2 protein-coding genes are annotated in these 4,495 nt (G+C 68.0%); both read left to right on the top strand.

The genetic code is table 11. The features are described from left to right. A partial coding sequence (locus tag VML93_RS36170) for a cyclase (protein WP_325618319.1) occupies positions 1–2,172 on the top strand: 2,172 nt, incomplete at its 5' end. Beyond that, on the top strand, positions 2,169–4,495 hold a 2,327-nt coding region (locus tag VML93_RS36165), incomplete at its 3' end, for an AAA family ATPase (RefSeq protein ID WP_325618317.1). The genes VML93_RS36170 and VML93_RS36165, both read left to right, overlap by 4 nt.

Genomic DNA, 4,495 nt, shown 5'->3' with positions numbered 1-4,495 from the left:
GATCTGCTCGGCATGGCCGACCCCGAGGTACCGCTCCCCCAAATCAACCCCGACGCGCGGCGGCGCCGGCTGACCGCACTGATCAACACCGCATCGCTGGCACGCACCCGACCGGCGCTCTACGTGATCGAGGACGCGCATTGGATCGATGCGGTGAGCGAGTCGATGCTGGCCGACTTCCTCGCGGTGATCCCCCAGACCAGGGTGATGGTGCTGATCACCGCCCGCCCCGAATACCAGGGCGCACTGACGCGCGCACCCAGCGCTCAGACGATAGCCCTTGCCGCACTGGGTGATTCAGACACCGCCACCCTGTTAGGTGAGCTGCTGGGTACCGATCCCTCGGTCAGCGAGCTCGCGACGATCATCGCCGAGCGGGCCGCGGGGAACCCGTTTTTCGCCGAGGAGATGGTGCGCGAGTTGGTGCAGCGCGGCGTGCTAAACGGTCAGCACGGTAGCTACGTCTGCCGGAAGGATGTCGCCGAGGTGAGCGTGCCGGCCACGGTACAGGCGGCCATCGAGGCCCGCATCGACCGGCTGACCGCCCCGGCTAAGCGAACGTTGAACGCGGCGTCAGTGATCGGGGCCCGCTTCGGGCCCGGGCTGCTGGCCGCGCTGGGGATCGATCCGGTGGTCGACGAGCTGCTGGGCGCGGAGCTGATCGATCAGGTGCGGTTCACCCCCAGCGCCGAGTACGCCTTCCGTCACCCGTTGATCGGCGCGGTGGCCTACGAGTCGCAGCTGAAATCCGATCGCGCCCAATGGCACCGGCGCCTGGCCACCGCGATCCAAGAGCGTGCCCCGGGATCAGTGGAGGAGAACGCGACGCTGATCGCCGAACACCTCGAAGCAGCGGGCGAACTGCACGCGGCCTACGGCTGGCACATGCGCGCCGCCGCGTGGTCAACCCACCGCGACTTCGGCGCCGCGCGGCTCAATTGGGAGCGGGCACGGCGCGTCGCCGACGCGCTGCCCGACGACGACCCCGACAAATTGGCGTCGCGCATCGCCCCGCGCACCATGCTGTGTACCTCCGACTGGTACGACCGGACAATCCAGGAAAACCGAGGCCACTTTGAGGAGCTGCGGGAGTTGTGCAGCGCGGCCGGGGACAACGTCTCGCTGGCCATCGGCATGTCCGGGCCACTAGCCGCCCTCCTCTACGCCGCGAATTCGCGTGAGGGCTCGCGGCTGGCATCCGAGCAGATGGCGCTGCTGGAGTCGATCGGCGATCCCACCCTGACCATCGGGTTGGCGCACACATCGTTCGCCACATGGTCGGACGCCGGCGAATTCGGCGAGATCTTGCGGTGGTCGCAAACCGTCATCGACCTGGCCGCAGGTGACCCCGCCAAAGGCGCCGGCTTCGGTTTTGGATCACCGCTGGCCATTGCGTTGGGATGGCGCAGCACTGCTCGGTGGTGGCTGGGCCGTCCCGGGTGGCGCCAAGACCTCCACGACGCCGTCGCGATGGCCCGACACAGCACCCCTGAAACCCTCGGCGGTGTCGTCATCTGGAGCTACGGCGTCAACGCGATACCCTACGGGGTGCTGCGGGCCGATGACACCGTGCTGCGCACGGTCGAAGAGGCGTTGCAGACCGCCGAGAGGACCGGCAACAACAGGGCACTGATGTTCGCCAAGTACACGTTGGGCGTCGTCCTGCTGAATCGGGACGCTACGGCCGACCGTCAGCGCGGGCTGGAGCTGATGATGCAGGCCCGTGAGATATTCCTGCGCAAGCAGATTGCCCTTCAAATGAGCCCGGTCGTCGAGTTGTGGGCCGCGCGTGAGAGGGCCAGGCGCGGCGACCGCGATGCGGCCATTCCGGTAATGCGGCAAGCCGTCGACGAGCTGCACCAGGCAGGACGGCTCGAGTACAGCGTTTGGGGCACAGGCGTTCTGGTGGTGACGCTGCTGGAGCGTGGCGCCGAGGGCGATCTGACCGAAGCCCAAGACGCGATCGACCGGTTGGCAAATCTGCGGGAACAGGATTCCCCGGTGCTCGTGATCACGCTGCTGCGTCTGCGCGCGCTGCTGGCGAGGGCGGGCGGCGACGACGTCGCTTACCTCGACTTCGCGAATCGCTATCAAATGATGGCGGAATCGCTTGGCTTCGAAGGACATATCGCCTGGGCCGAGGCGATGGTCGCAGGTGGGGTCCTCCGATGACGGCGTGCGGGTCATGTGGCACTGAGCTGTGGGAGAACGCCAAGTTCTGCGGCGGGTGCGGTGCCCCGACAAGGGTCTCCGATGAGACAGCGCAATACAAGCAGGTGACGGTGCTGTTCGCCGATGTGGTGGGGTCGATGGACATCGCGGCCTCGGTGGACATCGAGCGGTTGCGCGAAATCATGACCGACCTGGTGGAGCGGTCGGCGGCGGTGGTGCAGCGCTACGGCGGGACCGTGGACTACAACGGCGATGGCGTGATGGCGCTGTTCGGCGCCCCGGTTGCGTTGGAGGACCACGCCTTTCGCGCCTGTTTGGCCGCGCTGGCCATCCAGCAGGAAGTCAGCCGACTGGCGGCCGAGGTGCAGCAACGCGACGACGTGGCACTGCGGTTGCGGGTGGGCCTGAACTCGGGCCAGGTGATCGCCGGTGAAATCGGTTCGGGCGCACTGGGATACGCCGCGATCGGCGAAACGGTCGGGTTTGCCCAGCGCATGGAATCCGCAGCTCCCCCGGGCGGGGTGATGGTGTCGGAGTCGACCGCTCGGCTGGTCGAGCACACCGTGGCGCTGTCCGAACCGGAATGGGTGCGCATCAAAGGGGCCGACGGACCGGTCTGCGCGCGCCGGCTGGTCGCGATCCAGCCGCGGCAAGGGGTGGTCGAGCGCGCCGAGCCGAGCCTGGTCGGTCGGCACTGGGAGATCGCGGCGCTGGACGCCATGGTGGACCGCGCGATCGCGGGCCGCGGTGGGGTCGTGACGGTGATGGGACCGCCGGGCATCGGCAAAAGCCGCATGGCCCGGGAGGCCGCGGCGCTAGCCTCCGGTCGCGGGCTCGAGGTGTTTTGGGCCTTTTGCGAATCGCACGCCAGCGACGTTCCGTTCCAGGTGGTCACCCGGGTGCTGCGGGCCGGCGGCGGGGTGGGTGATCTCGACGGCCACGCCGCGCGCGTGCGGTTGCGCGCCGCCGTGCCTTCCGATGCCGATCCGCAGGATCTACTGCTGCTTGACGATTTGCTCGGCATCGCCGACCCCGAGGTTTCGCCGCCCCAGATCGACCCCGACGCGCGGCGGCGGCGATTGACCGCGCTGATCAACACGGTGTCGCTGGCGCGCACCGCACCGGCGCTCTACGTCATCGAGGATGTGCACTGGATCGATGCGGTCAGCGAGTCGATGCTGGCGGATTTCCTCGCGGTGATCCCGCAGACCAAGCTGATGGTGCTGATCACCGCCCGCCCCGAGTACCACGGTTCGCTGACTCGGCTGCATGGCGCCCAGTCGATAGCGCTTGCCGCACTCGGTGATTCGGACACCGCGACGATGATTGGCGAGCTGCTGGGTTCGGATCCCTCGGTCGGCGAGCTGGCGGCGGTCATCGCCGAGCGGGCCGCGGGGAACCCGTTTTTCGCCGAGGAGATGGTGCGCGAGTTGGCGCAGCGCGGCGTGCTGGCCGGTGCGCATGGTGACTACGTTTGCGACTCGAACGTGGCTGACGTCAGCGTGCCGGCCACGGTGCAGGCGGCCATCGCCGCACGCATCGACCGCCTGAGCACGCCGGCCAAGCGAACGTTGAACGCCGCGTCGGTTATCGGAGCCCGCTTCGGAGCCGACCTGCTCGCGGCACTGGAGATCGATCCTGGATTCGACGAGTTACTGGACGCGGAGCTGCTCGATCAGGTGCGGTTCACCCCGAGCGCCGAGTTCGCCTTCTGCCACCCGCTGATCCGTGCGGTGGCCTACGAATCGCAGCTGAAATCCGATCGCGCCCAATGGCATCGGCGCCTGGCCACTGCCATCCAAGAGCGTGCGCCCGACTCGGTGGACGAGAACGCCGCGCTGATCGCCGAACACCTCGAAGCAGCGGGCGAACCGCACGCCGCGTATGGCTGGCGCATGCGCGCCGCCACGTGGTCAACCAACCGCGACGTCGGCGCCGCCCGGCTCAGCTGGGAGCGCGCCCGCCGCATCGCCGACGCCCTGCCTGCCGACGACCCCGACCAATTGTCGATGCGCATCGCTCCCCGCACCATGCTGTGCGTCACCGACTGGCAAGCAATCCAGGAAAGCGCGGGCCGCTACGCGGAGCTACGGGAATTGTGCATTGCGGCCGGGGACAAGGTCTCACTGGCCATCGCCATGAGCGGGCTGGAAATCGAGCTGATCAACACCGGCCGTTCGCGCGAGGGCTCGCGGGTGGCATCCGAACAGATGGCGCTGCTCGAGTCGATCGGCGACCCCAACCTGACCATCGGGTTGGCATTTATCCCGTTCACCAACTGGTTCGACGCCGGCGAATTCGGCGAGCTCCTGCGGTGGTCACA

This window comes from Mycobacterium sp. (assembly GCF_035499775.1).
GTDB lineage: Bacteria > Actinomycetota > Actinomycetes > Mycobacteriales > Mycobacteriaceae > Mycobacterium.
Note: the sequence above shows the minus strand (reverse complement) of the source record. Positions and strands in the feature narration are given on the sequence as shown.